This is a genomic window from Candidatus Manganitrophaceae bacterium, from assembly GCA_012960925.1.
In the GTDB taxonomy this organism is placed as follows: Bacteria; Nitrospirota; Nitrospiria; order SBBL01; family JAADHI01; genus DUAG01.
The window spans coordinates 26,795-41,313 of record DUAG01000049.1; the positions used below are offsets into that span (position 1 = coordinate 26,795).

The 14,519-nt window shown below is 50.5% G+C and carries 16 protein-coding genes and 1 other RNA gene; 15 read left to right on the top strand and 2 right to left on the bottom strand.

The window, feature by feature from the left end; all coding sequences use genetic code 11:
- Positions 1-86: 86 nt before the first annotated feature.
- Positions 87-482 (bottom strand): transcriptional repressor, encoded by a 396-nt coding sequence (locus EYQ01_08190; protein HIE65773.1) that lies wholly within the window; start codon positions 480-482, stop codon positions 87-89.
- 635 nt (positions 483-1,117) lie between these two features.
- Here EYQ01_08190 and EYQ01_08195 point away from each other — a divergent pair.
- The 3 genes from EYQ01_08195 (at position 1,118) to EYQ01_08205 (ending at position 4,521) form a co-directional block, all read left to right on the top strand.
- A complete protein-coding gene (locus tag EYQ01_08195; GenBank protein HIE65774.1) occupies positions 1,118-2,263 on the top strand; it encodes a glucose dehydrogenase in 1,146 nt (381 codons plus the stop codon).
- Positions 2,264-2,451: 188 nt separating this feature from the next.
- Positions 2,452-3,255 carry a DNA repair protein RecO gene (gene recO / locus EYQ01_08200; GenBank protein ID HIE65775.1) on the top strand — a complete coding sequence of 268 codons (804 nt, stop codon included), beginning with the start codon at positions 2,452-2,454 and terminating at the stop codon, positions 3,253-3,255.
- 123 nt (positions 3,256-3,378) lie between these two features.
- Positions 3,379-4,521 (top strand): DegT/DnrJ/EryC1/StrS family aminotransferase, encoded by a 1,143-nt coding sequence (locus EYQ01_08205; GenBank protein ID HIE65776.1) that lies wholly within the window; start codon positions 3,379-3,381, stop codon positions 4,519-4,521.
- Positions 4,522-4,582: 61 nt separating this feature from the next.
- On the opposite strand, the gene EYQ01_08210 is transcribed toward EYQ01_08205, so the two are convergent.
- Positions 4,583-4,909, bottom strand: a complete 327-nt coding sequence (locus EYQ01_08210; protein HIE65777.1) for a (2Fe-2S) ferredoxin domain-containing protein — start codon at positions 4,907-4,909, stop codon at positions 4,583-4,585.
- A gap of 204 nt (positions 4,910-5,113) precedes the next feature.
- On the opposite strand from EYQ01_08210, the gene zapB reads away from it, so the two are divergent.
- The 12 genes from zapB to EYQ01_08270 all read left to right on the top strand — a co-directional run bounded on the left by zapB (position 5,114) and on the right by EYQ01_08270 (position 14,463).
- A complete protein-coding gene (zapB, locus tag EYQ01_08215) occupies positions 5,114-5,356 on the top strand; it encodes a cell division protein ZapB (GenBank protein HIE65778.1) in 243 nt (80 codons plus the stop codon).
- The gene (locus EYQ01_08220; protein HIE65779.1) at positions 5,346-5,657 is read left to right on the top strand and encodes a cell division protein ZapA; all 312 of its coding nucleotides are present in this window, start codon (positions 5,346-5,348) and stop codon (positions 5,655-5,657) included. The genes zapB and EYQ01_08220 overlap by 11 nt, the downstream gene beginning before the upstream one ends.
- A gap of 41 nt (positions 5,658-5,698) precedes the next feature.
- A non-coding RNA gene (ssrS, locus tag EYQ01_08225) (6S RNA) lies at positions 5,699-5,879 on the top strand.
- A gap of 326 nt (positions 5,880-6,205) precedes the next feature.
- Positions 6,206-7,507, top strand: a complete 1,302-nt coding sequence (locus tag EYQ01_08230) for a replication-associated recombination protein A (protein HIE65780.1) — start codon at positions 6,206-6,208, stop codon at positions 7,505-7,507.
- Between the two features lie 51 nt (positions 7,508-7,558).
- Positions 7,559-8,932: an exodeoxyribonuclease VII large subunit gene (gene xseA, locus EYQ01_08235; GenBank protein HIE65781.1), complete on the top strand. Its 1,374-nt coding sequence runs from the start codon at positions 7,559-7,561 to the stop codon at positions 8,930-8,932.
- Positions 8,929-9,354 (top strand): YjbQ family protein, encoded by a 426-nt coding sequence (locus EYQ01_08240; protein ID HIE65782.1) that lies wholly within the window; start codon positions 8,929-8,931, stop codon positions 9,352-9,354. The genes xseA and EYQ01_08240 overlap by 4 nt, the downstream gene beginning before the upstream one ends.
- A 497-nt stretch (positions 9,355-9,851) precedes the next feature.
- Positions 9,852-10,445 (top strand): hypothetical protein, encoded by a 594-nt coding sequence (locus EYQ01_08245; protein ID HIE65783.1) that lies wholly within the window; start codon positions 9,852-9,854, stop codon positions 10,443-10,445.
- Positions 10,446-10,569: 124 nt separating this feature from the next.
- Positions 10,570-11,277, top strand: coding sequence for a response regulator transcription factor (locus EYQ01_08250; protein HIE65784.1), 708 nt, complete (start codon positions 10,570-10,572; stop codon positions 11,275-11,277).
- A 5-nt stretch (positions 11,278-11,282) separates the two neighbouring features.
- Positions 11,283-12,083 carry a HAMP domain-containing protein gene (locus EYQ01_08255; GenBank protein HIE65785.1) on the top strand — a complete coding sequence of 267 codons (801 nt, stop codon included), beginning with the start codon at positions 11,283-11,285 and terminating at the stop codon, positions 12,081-12,083.
- A 42-nt stretch (positions 12,084-12,125) separates the two neighbouring features.
- Complete coding sequence (locus EYQ01_08260; GenBank protein ID HIE65786.1) at positions 12,126-12,815, top strand: HAMP domain-containing histidine kinase; 690 nt, start codon at positions 12,126-12,128, stop codon at positions 12,813-12,815.
- A 393-nt stretch (positions 12,816-13,208) separates the two neighbouring features.
- Complete coding sequence (gene xseB, locus EYQ01_08265) at positions 13,209-13,469, top strand: exodeoxyribonuclease VII small subunit (protein ID HIE65787.1); 261 nt, start codon at positions 13,209-13,211, stop codon at positions 13,467-13,469.
- Between the two features lie 97 nt (positions 13,470-13,566).
- A complete protein-coding gene (locus EYQ01_08270; GenBank protein ID HIE65788.1) occupies positions 13,567-14,463 on the top strand; it encodes a polyprenyl synthetase family protein in 897 nt (298 codons plus the stop codon).
- The last annotated feature ends 56 nt before the right edge of the window (positions 14,464-14,519 follow it).

Genomic DNA, 14,519 nt, shown 5'->3' on the forward strand with positions numbered 1-14,519 from the left:
CCGCCTTTCGAAAATGGTATCCATTCAGAAGTTTCACGGGTATCAGGAGAGCTTCGAGGCGTATATTGCCGAATTGACATTTTTGCTTATTTTTTTCTTTTTACTTTACTCTCTGTCTTGCTTTTGGGTGTACCTTTCGATTTTTCCTTGGTGCAGGCCTCACAAGTACCGTAAAGTTCCAGTTTATGGCTGTAAATGGTGAAATGATGTTTTTTGGCGACCTTCTCCTGCAATCGTTCAATTTCGAGATTTTCGAACTCAATAATACGGTGGCACTGTTTACAGACGAGGTGATCATGGTGATGCACGTTATAAGTCAGTTCGTAACGGGCCTGTCCGTCCCCGAAATGGCGCTGTTCCGCCAGGCCGCTTGCACAAAAGAGGTTCAGGGTCCGGTAGATAGTGGCCAGCCCGATGGAGGAGCCTGTGTTCTTCATCTCCCGGTGTAACTCTTCAGCGGTCACATGCCGTTCGGTTCCCATGAAGACATGGAGGATCGCCTTACGCTCCTTGGTCACCTTGAGGCGATGGGATGTAATGTGGGCCTGAAGAATTTCTTCTTCTTTGGTCACGTGATCTTCCTTTATGTCACAGTTTCCATTCGCTGAGTAATGAGACTTATTTTCAAATCGAAAAACGCAATATTAATGAAATTTCTTTCAACTTGTCAAGTTCTTTCTAACTTCTTAATTCCGAGATTATGGAATTAGAAACCGCCGATTCTCCTGGCACACATAGCAAGTGTGGGCCTCGACCTACCAGGGGTTTGGCGAGCGAATAAGAATAAATAACTTTTTCCTTCTGGGTTGAAGAAACCTCGTATTTTGGGGAGCAAGGTTTCTTCCCAATGTCTGCGTGATCGACCAAGGGGTTCCTCACCGTACAGGTAAGTACGCCTCGATCACCCTTATGGCCTCTGGCCTTGCCTTTCAGCAGGCTTATGCGGTTTTCCCCAGGATCCAATCGCCGATCCTGGGGAATTCAGCAATTTCGGTTTGGGCTTTGGAGGAGATTGTTGACAAGGTGGATCATGATCTCCTAGTCTGTCGGAGAATTGGCGAAGTATCGGTTTCGGGAGGGAATGGTGGCGCGGCAATCCGGACGTTGTTTTTTACTGATGGGGTTTTCTCTTTTTATCTTACTAACGGCCTGTGTTCTTGTTCTTCCCGGTTTCGAAGCGCAAGCGGCTCCTGCACACTCCCGAATCAGCTTGGAGTCGGTTGTGAGCGGCTTGGCACGTCCGACCGGCCTTTTTCATGCGGGAGATAGGAGCGGTCGACTCTTCGTTGTCGAACAGCGGGGGATGATCTGGGTTCTGAAGAAGGGGCGACTGGAAAAGAAACCCTTCCTTGATATTCGCAGACGTGTGACTGCCGGAGGGGAGAAGGGACTTCTCGGCCTGGCGTTTCACCCAGAATTTCGTAAGAATCAGCGCTTTTTTGTAAATTATACGGCCTTAAGGGGCCGCCTTCATACGGTGATCTCTGAATTTAGTGTTGGCAATTCTCCAGACTTGGCCGATCCGACGAGTGAACGGATTCTGATGACCATCCCGCAGCCCTTCTCAAATCACAATGGTGGAGAGATTGCTTTCGGACCGGATGGCTATCTTTACATTGGAATGGGAGACGGCGGCGCGGGGAACGATCCTCAGGGGAACGGGCAGAGCCTGAAAACGCGGTTGGGGAAGATGCTTAGAATCGGGGTTGATCCAGGCAAAGGCGGAAAGGCGTACACCATCCCGGCCGACAATCCCTTTGCCCGGAGCCGGAACGCCGCGCCGGAGATCTGGGCCACGGGCCTTCGGAACCCCTGGCGATTCTCTTTTGATTCGGTGACCGGGGATCTTTTGGCTGGAGATGTTGGCCAGAGCGCTCGCGAGGAGATCAACCTGATCCGGAAGGGGGGGAACTATGGGTGGAACATCATGGAAGGGAATCTCTGCACCCCGGGCGTCAATCCCCGCTGCGATCAACGCGGGCTGGCGCGCCCCCTCCTCGACTATCCGCGACGTGAGGGAGTTGTGGTCATCGGGGGCAGGGTCTACCGCGGGAGCATGCTCCCGTCCCTCGTCGGTGCCTACATTTACGGGGATTTCGGCAACGGACGGATATGGATGCTACGGCATAACGGTCGCCGTGTTACCGAGCACAGGCTCCTCCTTGAGACGGATCGCAGGATTAGCGCCTTTGGCGAAGATGAACAACACGAACTTTATGTGGTGGATTACAGCGGAGAGATCCTTAAGATTGTGGCAAGGTAGAAGGAACCGCCGATCCACCTGCCATACTGCGTTATCGGTCTTTTTGGCACCTCAACGTACGAAGGAGTACGCCTCGGTTGCCAAAAAGACCTCTGGCCTTGTCTTTCAGGCGACTTGACGGTTTCCTGTTTTATAGATGCAAGGATTTTATTTGACCCGAGAGGGTGGTGAACGAGGTCTAGCAACATATGTCTCTTCTTTCAACCGAGGCGATTGTCCTGGGTAGTATCAAGCTCGGTGAGGCCGATAAGCTGGTCACTTTCTATACGGACAAGCGGGGCAAACTCAAGGGTGTTGCGAAAGGCGCGCGCCGGATGAAGAGCCGGTTTGGCGCTTCCCTGGAGCCGTTTACACATTGCAGGCTTCAGGTCTTTGAAAAGGGTGGAGACAAGCTTGCCCGAATCAATCAATCTGACATTGTCCACTCTTTTCAAGAATTGAGGGAAGACTGGGGAGGAATTCATTCCGCCTTTCTGATGGCGCATCTTGTTCAAAAAATGACCCCCGATGGGCATCCGAGCGAAGCAATTTTTCCGCTTTTACTCAATGGACTCACCTTTCTGGAGAAGGGGACGGACCCGCAACTTTCTGTCTTTCTCTTTGTTGTTCGGCTGATCGCCTACAGTGGCTACCAGCCCCGCTGGGACCCCTGTTTGAAATGCCATAAATCACCGATCTCTTCTTTCCGTTCGGGAACGAAGCCCAAGGTGGGGCTCTATTTTTCCGCATCTTTCGGAGGAGCCGTCTGTGCGAACTGCGCGAAGGGAATTGGAGCGCTTGTCTTTATTTCTCAGGGGACGCTCGCTTTTCTTGAAGCCTCTCAGCGGATGGACTACTCACGTTCCCATAGACTGAAGCCCTCTCCCGTCATGAGAAAAGAGATCGAAACGCTCTTCAGAAACCATCTTACTTTCATCACCGGAAGCCGCTTCCCTGAGTTTGATACCTATCCGGTGCATTCTCTCCCGACCGGTCCAGCGATCAAGAACTGAACACCGGGATCGAGAAATGCAATTAAGGGAGCGATTTCTTGACTCCGACATGGCCGATGTAATATAGATGTGTCCGATATCATAATTGTCGTTGCTGCTTTATTTTGAACCAGGAGGTAAGGAATGAAGGTTTCGCTTCTCGACTTGAAGGCCCACCATGAACCGATCCGGAAAGAACTGCTGGCCGCGATTGATGCTGTTTTTCAGAGTCAGGCCTTTATCCTGGGTCCCGCAGTCAAGAGGCTGGAGGAACAGATCGCGACCTACTGCCAGACCGGGCATGCCGTGGGTGTGGCCTCCGGGACAGACGCCCTCCTCATCTCTCTGATGGCGGCCGGCGTTGGGCCGGGAGATGAGGTCATCACCACGCCTTATTCCTTCATCGCGACAGCAGGGGCGATTGTTCGTCTGGGCGCGCTCCCTGTTTTTGTCGACATCGACCCGGTGACCTATAATATTAATCCGGAGAAGATTGAGCCTGTGGTGACGTCCAAGACAAAGGCAATCATTCCAGTGCATCTCTATGGTCAGGTTGCGGATATGACGCCTATCCTTAAGATTGCCGAAGCGCATCATTTAATGGTTATCGAAGACGCCGCGCAGGCAATTGGCGCCGAGTACCATGACGGCAGGCGCGCCGGAAGTCTGGGAGACTTCGGGTGCTTCTCTTTTTTTCCAAGCAAGAATCTGGGTGCCCTGGGAGACGCTGGGATGGTTGTCATGCGGGACCCCGAGCTTGCCGAGAAGGTGAGAATCCTCCGGGTACATGGCGGGAAACCCAAGTATGTCCATAATATCATCGGCGGAAACTTCCGCATCGATTCCATTCAGGCTGCTGTTATCAATGTCAAGTTGAACTACCTGGACCGTTGGACCGCTCAACGTCAGGAGAATGCCTTACGGTATGCCACGCTCTTCGATAAAAGCCGTCTGATAGAGGAAAAGGGGCTCTCCCTTCCTGAGACGGTCTATGAAGCGAAGGGTGTCATGCATTACCACATCTACAATCAGTTTGTGATCCGTGTCCCGCAGCGGGACCGACTGCGGGAATATCTCAGAGAAAAAGAGATCACCACAGAGGTTTACTATCCCATTCCTTTTCACCTTCAAGGGTGTTTTCAGTTTCTTGGCTACAAGGAGGGAGATTTTCCAGAGGCGGAGCGGGCTGCGAATGAAACACTCGCTCTCCCGATCTATCCGGAACTCACTCCGAAAATGCAGGAAGCCGTCGTGGAGGAGATTCAGGCATTTTTTCGTAAGGCGTGATTGACAGACTCGTAAAAAGTTGTCATTCCATTGGAGACCGAAGCCCCTCACGAACAAATGTCTATCCCCACATCTCATCCGTTACCATCAGACGTTCGACCGGTCGTCCTTGTGTGATGTGTTCTTCCATAATTTCTGCGATGTCAGAGGGCTTCACGCCGCGATACCAGACCGCATCCGGATAGACCACCACGGTCGGTCCCATCGGGCAGGGTCCCAGACAGGTCGATTCTGTGACAAGGACCTGCCCAAAGAGTTCCCTTTTTCCCATCTCGTCATAAATCGCAGGAATGATCTCCTGACTTCCTTTTTCGCCGCAGGACCCACGGGGATTTCCGGCGGGTCGGCTGGTCGTACAGACAAGGATGTGGTACTTGGGTTTCGGCATAAGGTCTCCTTTTTATGAGTAGGTGATTTATTCAAAGTTCTGAATTAGCTCAGGTTAGTATTAGTAGCATAGGGGTACGATTCAGTTCAAATCCCAAATTCCGCGATTGCGGACCTTGGCATTACAAAATACTGGATTGCAAGATCCTGTTGACAAAAAAAAAGTGAAGGCGTAAGTTCGAGAAAACATTGAATTGAGGGTGCGATGGAATTAGAACAGTTAGAGATCCTGGAGTCGCGTATTCAAGAGATGGTTGGGTTTGTTCGGCGGCTGAAAAGTGAGAAGGCGCAACTGGAAACAAGGCTGGATCAGCGCGAAAAAGAATTCCAGGCCCTCCATGAGGAGCGCGGCAAGGTTCGTCTCCGAATAGAGGCCCTTTTGGGTAAACTCGACCATCTTGAAAAAGAAGTCTGCACTCCGGATGAGGAAGCGTTGATTGGGGAATAAACTTCAAGTCGAAATATTTGGGAATAAGTATACCTTAAGGGGAGATGCTGATGAGGAATATGTTAAAGCGCTGGCTTCCTATGTCGACGAGAAGATGGGAGAGATTGCGGCGCATACACCGGATAATCTGCTTTCAAAGCTGGCTATTCTCACCTCGATCAACATTACGCATGAACTCTTTCAGTTGAGATCGGACCAGAAAGAGCGCGCCGCCGTGATCGGGGGAAAGACAAGAGACCTTATTGAGAGTATTGAAGAACAGTTTGACGCGTTTAAGTTAGAGGGTCCGTCTTCTTCTTGAAATTTCATTTCAACTTTGATAGGATCTTTACAGACGAAAGGGTGTCCCTGCATTGTGCGTAAGTGGTTAGTCGTCAAGCCTAACATCGACAGCAAGGGAGCCGAGTCCAAGAAGACTGTGTGCACGTTCCGCCCCAAGTGGAAAAGCCTGACGTCTTCATCTTGGTGCCCACCTAATCAAACAGGTTTGAGCTGATCGCCCTTACGGCAATGCGGGGGCCTTTCTGTCGCTTTATTTTCTCTGCCTGTTTGACTCCCTGTCTAAGCCGGAGCAAGACTGCTCTGGCCTTCACCCTTGAATCATTCATAGGGGTGCAGTTCCTTAAAATATCTACAAATTGGTCGATATGACAGTCTATTAATGGATCTTAATCCGAGAGGTCATTGTCGGAACCTCTGAATAAGTCATGAATTGTTTTTTCAGGGCAAAAATGTCCCTCTTTTGCGTTTCAAGTCTTGACAATAGCAAGCTATTCCCTACGATTTGCGCCTTAAATAGAAACCTTTTATCTTCCGAAGAATTCAACCCAGACTTAATCAGAGCTTCCTATGATTTTACCTCTTGACGCAGCTTCCCCTCTGGCTTGGCGTTTACGACCACGCGACTTCTCGGAGTTTGTCGGACAGGAACATCTTATGGCCCCGGGAAAGTTTCTCCGTCGCGCTATTGCGGCGGACCGGGTCTCCTCCCTCATCCTCTTTGGCCCGCCGGGCTGTGGTAAGACAGGCCTGGCCTACCTGATCGCAAGATATAGCGAGGCGGTTTTCTCTGATTTAAACGCCGTCACCTCTGGCATCGCCGATATTCGTCGGGTCGTTGCCGCGGCACGAAAGGAAAAGACCGCCACAGGCCGAAAAACCCTGTTGCTGATTGATGAAATCCATCGTTTCAACAAGGTTCAGCAGTCGGCCCTCCTCCCTGATGTTGAAAAAGGTAACATTACCCTTGTCGGGGCTTCAACACAAAATCCCTTCTTTTCGATTATTCCCGCTCTAGCGTCACGGTCACAAATTGTGGAACTCAAACCGCTGCCGGATGAAGCCCTTCAAGGCCTGATTGACCGGGCGATCCGTGACCCGGAGCGCGGTTTTGGAAAATTAAAGATCCGCCTTTCAAAAGAGGCCGAGCGTCATCTCATTCAGATGACCGAAGGAGATGCCCGGCGGCTTCTCAATGCCTTTGAAATCGGCGTGACGACGACGCCCCCCGATGTGGAGGGAGTGATCTATTTTGATCTGTCCGTCGCAGAAGAATCGATTCAAAAGAAGGGGCTGGTTTATGAGGATCAAGAGAGCCACTATGACACGATTTCAGCCTTTATCAAGAGCATGCGAGGTTCAGATCCGGATGCGGCGGTGTACTGGCTCGCAAAAATGATCTATGCGGGGGAAGATCCCCTTTTCATCGCTCGCCGTCTGATGATCTGTGCCGCCGAGGATGTGGGAAATGCGGACCCTGAAGCCCTTCGCGTGTCTGTTTCGGCGTTTCATGCCCTGGAGGCCATTGGAATGCCGGAGGGGAGAATCCCCCTGGCGGAAGCGACGATCTATATTGCTACAGCGCCAAAGAGCAATGCCTCTTATCTTGCGATAGACTTGGCCCTCAGTGAGATCTCGTCGGGCCGCGTGATGGCGGTTCCCGCGGCGCTTAAAGACGCCCACTATTCCGGGGCGAAACAGCTGGGGAGAGGTACGGGCTACCTCTATCCGCATGATTTTCCAGACCATTACACCCCTCAAAAATATCTGCCGGAGAAGAAGGTTTTCTACACACCGTCAAATCAGGGAAAAGAAAAAGACATTGCCGAGCGGCTTCGGCGTTGGCGGGAGAGAGATAAGGCGCGCCAGTAGAGATGTGATGTGTCCGTAGAAGAAGAGCCTTCATATTATAGAGAAGATTAAATGTTTCAGACAGACCGGCCGGGTCAAAAAATCCTTAAAGTTCACGAACTGACCACCCGTATTCGGGTGGCGGCAGAGCAGACATTTTCCAATGTCTGGGTCGAAGGGGAGGTGGTTGATTTGAGGTTGCCGGCCTCCGGCCATCTTTATTTTGTTTTGAAAGACGCTTCCGCGCAGATCAGGACGATCATTTTCCGGGCGCAGGGGCGTTTTCTTAAATTTACCCCAAAAGAGGGAAAATCAGTCCTGATCCGGGGTCACCTTACCTTCTACGAGGCGCGGGGCGACTACCAGCTTATTGTTGACTATATCGAGCCGAGGGGAAGCGGCGCCCTCCAGGCCGCCTTTGAGGCCTTGAAAGAGGCTCTTCGCCGGGAAGGCCTTTTTGACGTCGAGCGAAAAAAAACAATCCCGCAATTCCCCCTCCGGATCGGTCTTCTGACCTCAGCCACGGGGGCGGTCCTCCGGGACATCCTTCGGGTTTTTCAGGAGGCGAAGCTTCCGATTCAAATCACCGTTTATCCTGTTCCCGTTCAGGGAGAGGGGGCGGCCGGGGAAATTGTGGAAACACTGGATGCCGTGAACGGCCTTCCGGCCTCGCAACAGCCTGAGCTACTGATTCTTACACGGGGTGGGGGATCGCTTGAAGATCTTGCCGTGTTTAATGAAGAGGATGTGGCGCGTGCGATCTTCCGGTCTGTGCTCCCGGTGATGACGGCCATTGGCCACGAAACCGATACGACGATCTCTGATTATGTTTCAGACCTTCGCGTCCCCACCCCATCGATTGCCGCGGAAGAAGTGGCCCGGCGTGTTCGCCTGACCCTGGAGAAGTTTGTACTTCTGGAACAGGACTTGGTCGCCTTGATCCGGACGAGAATTGAGGATGCGAAAAACAAGCGCGAAATTGCCTTACGGCTCCTCAGCGATCCCTCCCGAAGGATCGGTCATGCCCGAGACCGACTGAGCCAATTGGTCATCCGCCTTCAGCAGTCCATGGCGCGGGCATTGGAGATCCACCGCGGGAGCCTGATTCGGAGCCACCAGGGACTTTTTCATTTGAACCCGATTTACCGCCTTCAGGAAAAGCGACAACGGCTTAATCAGTTAAACGGGCAACTGTTAAAAGAGGGGAGAGGATTCATTGATCAGGGGCGAAGCACGCTCCTGGCTCAGATGGAGCAACTGCATCTCTTAAGCCCCTTGAACATATTGAGCCGGGGCTACAGCATTACCCAAAAACTTCCCTCTCTGAAGATTATCCGGGATGCCACAGAGGTCCATCGGGGCGATCGTCTTCGACTGACGCTTCATCAGGGTAGGGTGACGTGTACCGTCGTCGAAAAGGGGAAGGAAGTTGAGGATGCGTCATGAGACAGATCGCCGGCGAGATTACGATACAGACCTCCGGACGGAAGCTCTATGATCTGACCGAAAAGATTGACTCTTGGATGAAATCGGACCCTATTCAATGTGGCCTTTTGACCTTGTATATCCAGCATACCTCGGCCTCGTTGTTGATCCAGGAAAATTATGACCCGGAGGTGCTTCTGGATATGGAGCGATTCTTCGACCGTCTGGTCCCTCAGGGGGATCCCCTATTCCGTCACACAACGGAAGGGCCGGATGACATGCCCGCGCATATCCGCGCGGCGCTTACAGCGACATCGCTGTCCATCCCCGTCCGAAGCGGTCGGCCGGCCCTCGGCACCTGGCAAGGGATCTTCCTTTATGAGCATCGTACGGACGGACATCTCAGGACGGTGCTGATCCATCTTATTGGTGAGGAAACGTAAAGATAAACTGGAGCGATCCTCGGCAGAGAACTTGAACTCTTACTCTTGATCAGTGGCGAACCGCCCTTTTTCGTGTCTCTGAGAATTTCTCTCCAAAATCCTGATCGTGTGGGAGGGGGATAAGTAAGAATGTTTTGTCTTCTCCGATGGTTCTCCTCTTGACCCGCTAAAAAAGGCCTGTTTCGCCAACGATAGATCAGATCTCCACTTATCCCCAATCCTCGGTTATCTCCGAAACTGTCTGCCTTGGTTTTTCTCGATTCCGAACTGCATCTCTCTTAAATTCAGCGTCATATTTTCTCCTGTTTTGAACGCTTATCTTTCCCCTCTGGCGGTTTCTTTAGTCCCATAATACCGACTTAACTGAGTGTCCAAATTTTCAGGGGAGGTTCAATCTTCTACTTCTTTATTTTCCGGTCTGTTACTGAAATATTATAAATTCGTGATAACTCTGTGATTTTAACCCCCTATTTTTGTAGGGTTATTCAACTTTAAACATGGAGGTTCATATGAAACGATTAGCGACTGCAGTTCTCATTGCTGCATCATTAAGTTCTGCGCAAGTGAGTGCTCAGGACTTGTCCGTAACCATCACAAACCTTACTCATGGAATGGCATTTACTCCCATACTTGTGTCGGCGCATGATTCAACAGGAAACCTATATGATGTTGGCGTAACCGCCAGCCTGGGTCTCCAAAAAATGGCTGAAGGGGGTGACTTAACTGATCTGAAGGCAGATCTGGATACGATTACCGCGACCTACACCGATTCAGCAGCACCCTTGTTGGCGGGTTCAAGTGTCACGGTAAATTTGAATGCAGATGCCGCTACAGGAAATACAAAATTATCCGTGGTCTCTATGTTATTGCCGACCAACGATGCCTTTTTGGGCCTGGATGCAATAGATATCCCCGTCGCATCGGGGGCCTATACATACTTTTTAAATGCCTATAATGCCGGTACAGAGGCCAATGATGAGCTGATAGAATTGATGGGTAATGGAGGCACACCCGGTACGCCTGGAATTCCGAATGCCCCGTTTATAACTAATCAGGGAACAGGTGGCTCGGGTGGGGTTTCTGGGCTGTAAAAATGTTGTGTTGTTTGTCCTCCGGCATTCTCCGGGGGATAGCCGCTTCAGTTAGAATCCGATTACGATTTCTGCCTTCCAGCGTTTCAGGGGAGAGTCGCATGGAAAGGAAAAAATAAGAAATATGCGTAGAATTCTCGTCATAGAAGACGATGAAGATATTGCTAACTTGGTGGCCTTGCACCTTCGCGATTCTGATTGTGAAGTCGAGATTGCTGAAGACGGGACGGTGGGTTTGGCCCTGCTGGAAGCAGATTCATTCGACCTTTTGATTCTCGACCTTATGCTTCCGGGTGTTGATGGTTTAGAGATTTGCCGCCGCATCCAGGCCAAGGAGAATGACACTCCAATCTTAATGCTGACGGCCAGGACGAATGAACTCGACCGAATCCTGGGTTTGGAGATGGGGGCAGACGACTATTTAACGAAACCTTTTAGTGTTCGTGAACTGCTTGCGCGGGTTAAAGCCATTTTGCGGCGGACCGACATGGCCAAAAAGAAAAGTTCTCATGAGGAACCTAAGGTGATTCATGCTGGCGGGATAGAGGTGATCGAGAGGAAGCGTCAGGTCAAGCGCGACGGAGAGTTCATCGATCTCACGGCAAAGGAATTTGACCTGCTCTGGTTTTTTATGAAAAATCCAGGACATGTTTATAATCGTTCCCAACTACTCGACAGGGTGTGGGGTTACGGGCATGACGGTTATGAACATACCGTTAATTCTCATATCAACCGACTCCGATCGAAGATAGAGAGCGACCCTTCCGAACCGCGTTATATCCTCACCGTCTGGGGAGTCGGTTATAAGTTTTCGGACGAAGAAATCCCTTAAGTCCCATGGAAAAAATAAAAAGAAAGCGGTCCATGTTTTTCAGAACGCTCTATAGCAAATTAGCCTGTGTGCTTTTTCTTTTTGTTGCATTCAGTGGTGCGCTCTTTTTATATCTTGTTCGCATCTCGGCCCAAAACTATCATCAAGAAATCACGCAAAAGCTCAATCTTCGTCTTGCAGGCAATATCGCGAAAGAATCCTTGTTGGTGAAAGATAATGAGATCAATCGGCTTGCGCTGGAAAATATCTTTCACATGTTGATGGTCATCAATCCAAACATCGAGGTCTATCTCCTTGATCAGCGTGGAAAGATCCTGGCCTATTCCGCAGCAAAAGATAAGATCAAAAGAGATGTGGTGGACCTGGATCCGATTCAAACCTTCCTTTCAACGCAGGGACAGGCCTTGGAATTCCCTTTTTACGGCGATGACCCGAGGCATCCCCACCGGAAGAAGATATTCTCAGTCGCACCGGTTTCCGCAAACGGCCTCAACGAAGGATTTCTCTATGTGATTCTCGGGGGCAAAGCATTCGACAGTGTTGTTGAAATGATCAAGGGGAGTTACGCGATCCGGACCAGCGTTATCGGCTTGGTGACCAGTCTTTCTATTGCCCTGATTGCAGGTTTGCTTACTTTTGGACTGTTTACCAAAAGATTGAAGACGCTCTCAGAAGTGATCCTTCACTATACAAAGGGTCAGTTCAAGCGGGATCTGAACTCACGTTACCGATTCGGAAAAATGCTGTCAGATGAGATCGACCAACTGGGTCGGTATTTTAATCTGATGGCCGATCACATCGATTAACAGTGGGAAGAGCTCAACCGTTCCGATGCGCTCCGGCGGGAAATGGTGGCAAATGTCTCGCATGACTTACGGACGCCTCTTGCCTCACTCAACGGTTATCTGGAAACCTTGCTGATTAAAAAAGAGACCTTGAGTGAAAAGGAGAAGGTGGAGTATCTACAGATTGCCTTACGGCACAGTAAGCGACTTGGGGTGCTTATCGAAGAACTATTCGAACTGGCCAAGCTCGACTCCTATCAAAAGCTTTTAGATCCCTCGGAATTTTCGATGGGAGAATTGATACAGGATGTCATCCAGAAATTTAAGCTTACAGCTCAGAAAAAAAAGGTCGACATCGCGTCCGATTATCGCCGGAAAATGCCCCTTGCCATTGGCGACATCGGGATGATTCAACGAGTTTTGGAGAACCTTATCGAGAACGCGCTCAGGCACACCCCGGAGGGTGGGCGCGTTGAGCTGGCTTTAATGGAAGGACCCTTCTCATCCGATAATAAGCGCCTTATTGTCAAGGTGAGTGACACCGGATCGGGTATCCATACTGAGGATCTTCCTTATATTTTCGATCGCTTTTACCGGAAGCAAAAGAGCCGCAAGAGTGACGGTTCGCATGCGGGACTGGGTTTGGCAATTGTAAAAAGAATTCTTGAATTACACGGTGGTAATGTTACGGTCAAGAACAAAAAAAATGAGGGAGCGGTTTTCACTTTTGACCTGCCGGTCTTGAAGGTTTAGGAGCCTGTCGGAGGAATGAAGAATCAACTGCGTCGATGGAAAATAGGCCACTTTTAAAATGCATTTTGTTAAATAGTGGAAATATTCGGCTCAAGTCATAGACAAACGGGTCTCTATTTTCGATTCACATCGTAACGACCTCGTTTGCCCGGCAGGGTCACAGTAAAAAACATAAAGCCGGTGCGCTTTCGGCGCATTCCTCTAAAAACATCCTGCATGGACGTTCAGAATAAGATATTTTGGTTTCAGATCGGCCATTGTGTTCTTTATCCAAGTGGACTACACAGATCGTTACCCATTGCACCAAGACCAAACCATCCAATTAAAAAGGACTTGACCTCTTGTCGGGTCCTTGTATACTCTCAGAAGTTACGTTTTTCTTGTGGAGCTCATGTGGCGCATCTGAAATTTGAAACGGCTCTCTCCCGTCTGGAAGAGGCGGTCAAGTTGCTTGAAAAAGGGGATCTTCCCCTGGAAGATTCTCTCAAGATTTTTGAAGACGGAATCCGGTCTTCGAAAAATTGCCTCAAAGTGCTTGAAGAGGCTGAAAAAAAGGTGGAAGTTCTTATTCAAGACAAAAAGGGGAAAAAAGGCCTGCGCCCTTTTGGTCTTGTAGAAGGTCATCCATCAGAGGAAAGAGGACCTAATGAGTAAGGATGGGGCAGTTTCACCCAGCGTATCGTCCTCTACTATTGTGCCTGAGGTCCTGATCTCCGAGAATAAGTCTTTGAATGGGGCCCGACCTGCGAATCTGGATCCGCTTCAAGCCTATCTGTCGAGGCGAAAGGAAGAGGTCGATCGCCTCCTCCAATCGTATTTGCCGAGGGCGTCATGTGAACCTGCACTGATCCATGAAGCGGTCCGGTATTCCTTGTTTGCCGGGGGGAAGAGGCTTCGACCGATTCTCTGTATTGCGGCCTGCGAAGCCGTGGGAGGAAATGTTGAAACAGCACTCCCCTTTGCGGCTGCGATTGAATTGATGCATACTTATTCTCTGGTCCATGACGACCTCCCTGCCATGGACAACGATACCTATCGGCGGGGAAAACTGACCAATCATAAGGTGTTTGGTGAAAGCACTGCAATCCTGGCGGGAGATGCGCTCTTGACCTCGACCTTTACCCTGCTGGCCGAAAAAGGTCTGGCCGGGTCGCTCTCCCCAAGGCGGGTATTATCCGTCATCCTTGAATTGGGTGCGGCATGTGGAAGCACGGGAATGGTGGGAGGACAGTTGCTTGATATTGAGTCCCAGGGTGGGGAGGAGATCAACCTGGAAAAGCTGGCAAAAATTCACTCGCTTAAAACGGGAGCATTATTCCGGGCCTCTATCCGGATCGGGGGGATTTTGGGGAGCGCTGGCCCTAAAAAACTAACCGCCTTGACCCGGTTTGGAGAGAAGGCAGGCCTGGCCTTTCAGATTGCAGACGATATTCTTGATGTGGAGGGAGATGAAGCCTTGATGGGGAAATCAGTCGGTCAGGATCAGTCAAAAGAAAAATGGACCTATCCCGGATTTCTGGGTCTGGAGCGTTCAAAAAAAGAGGCAAACATACATATTCAGGATGCCGTGGCGGCCTTGGAAGGGTTTGGCCCGGAGGCGGGCCCCTTGCGTCAGATTGCAGCATATATGGTGGATCGAAAAAAATAAAACGTATCGACTCAGCTCATCCACCTTTTCCTTCAGGGCGGTGTTGCTGTGGTGCT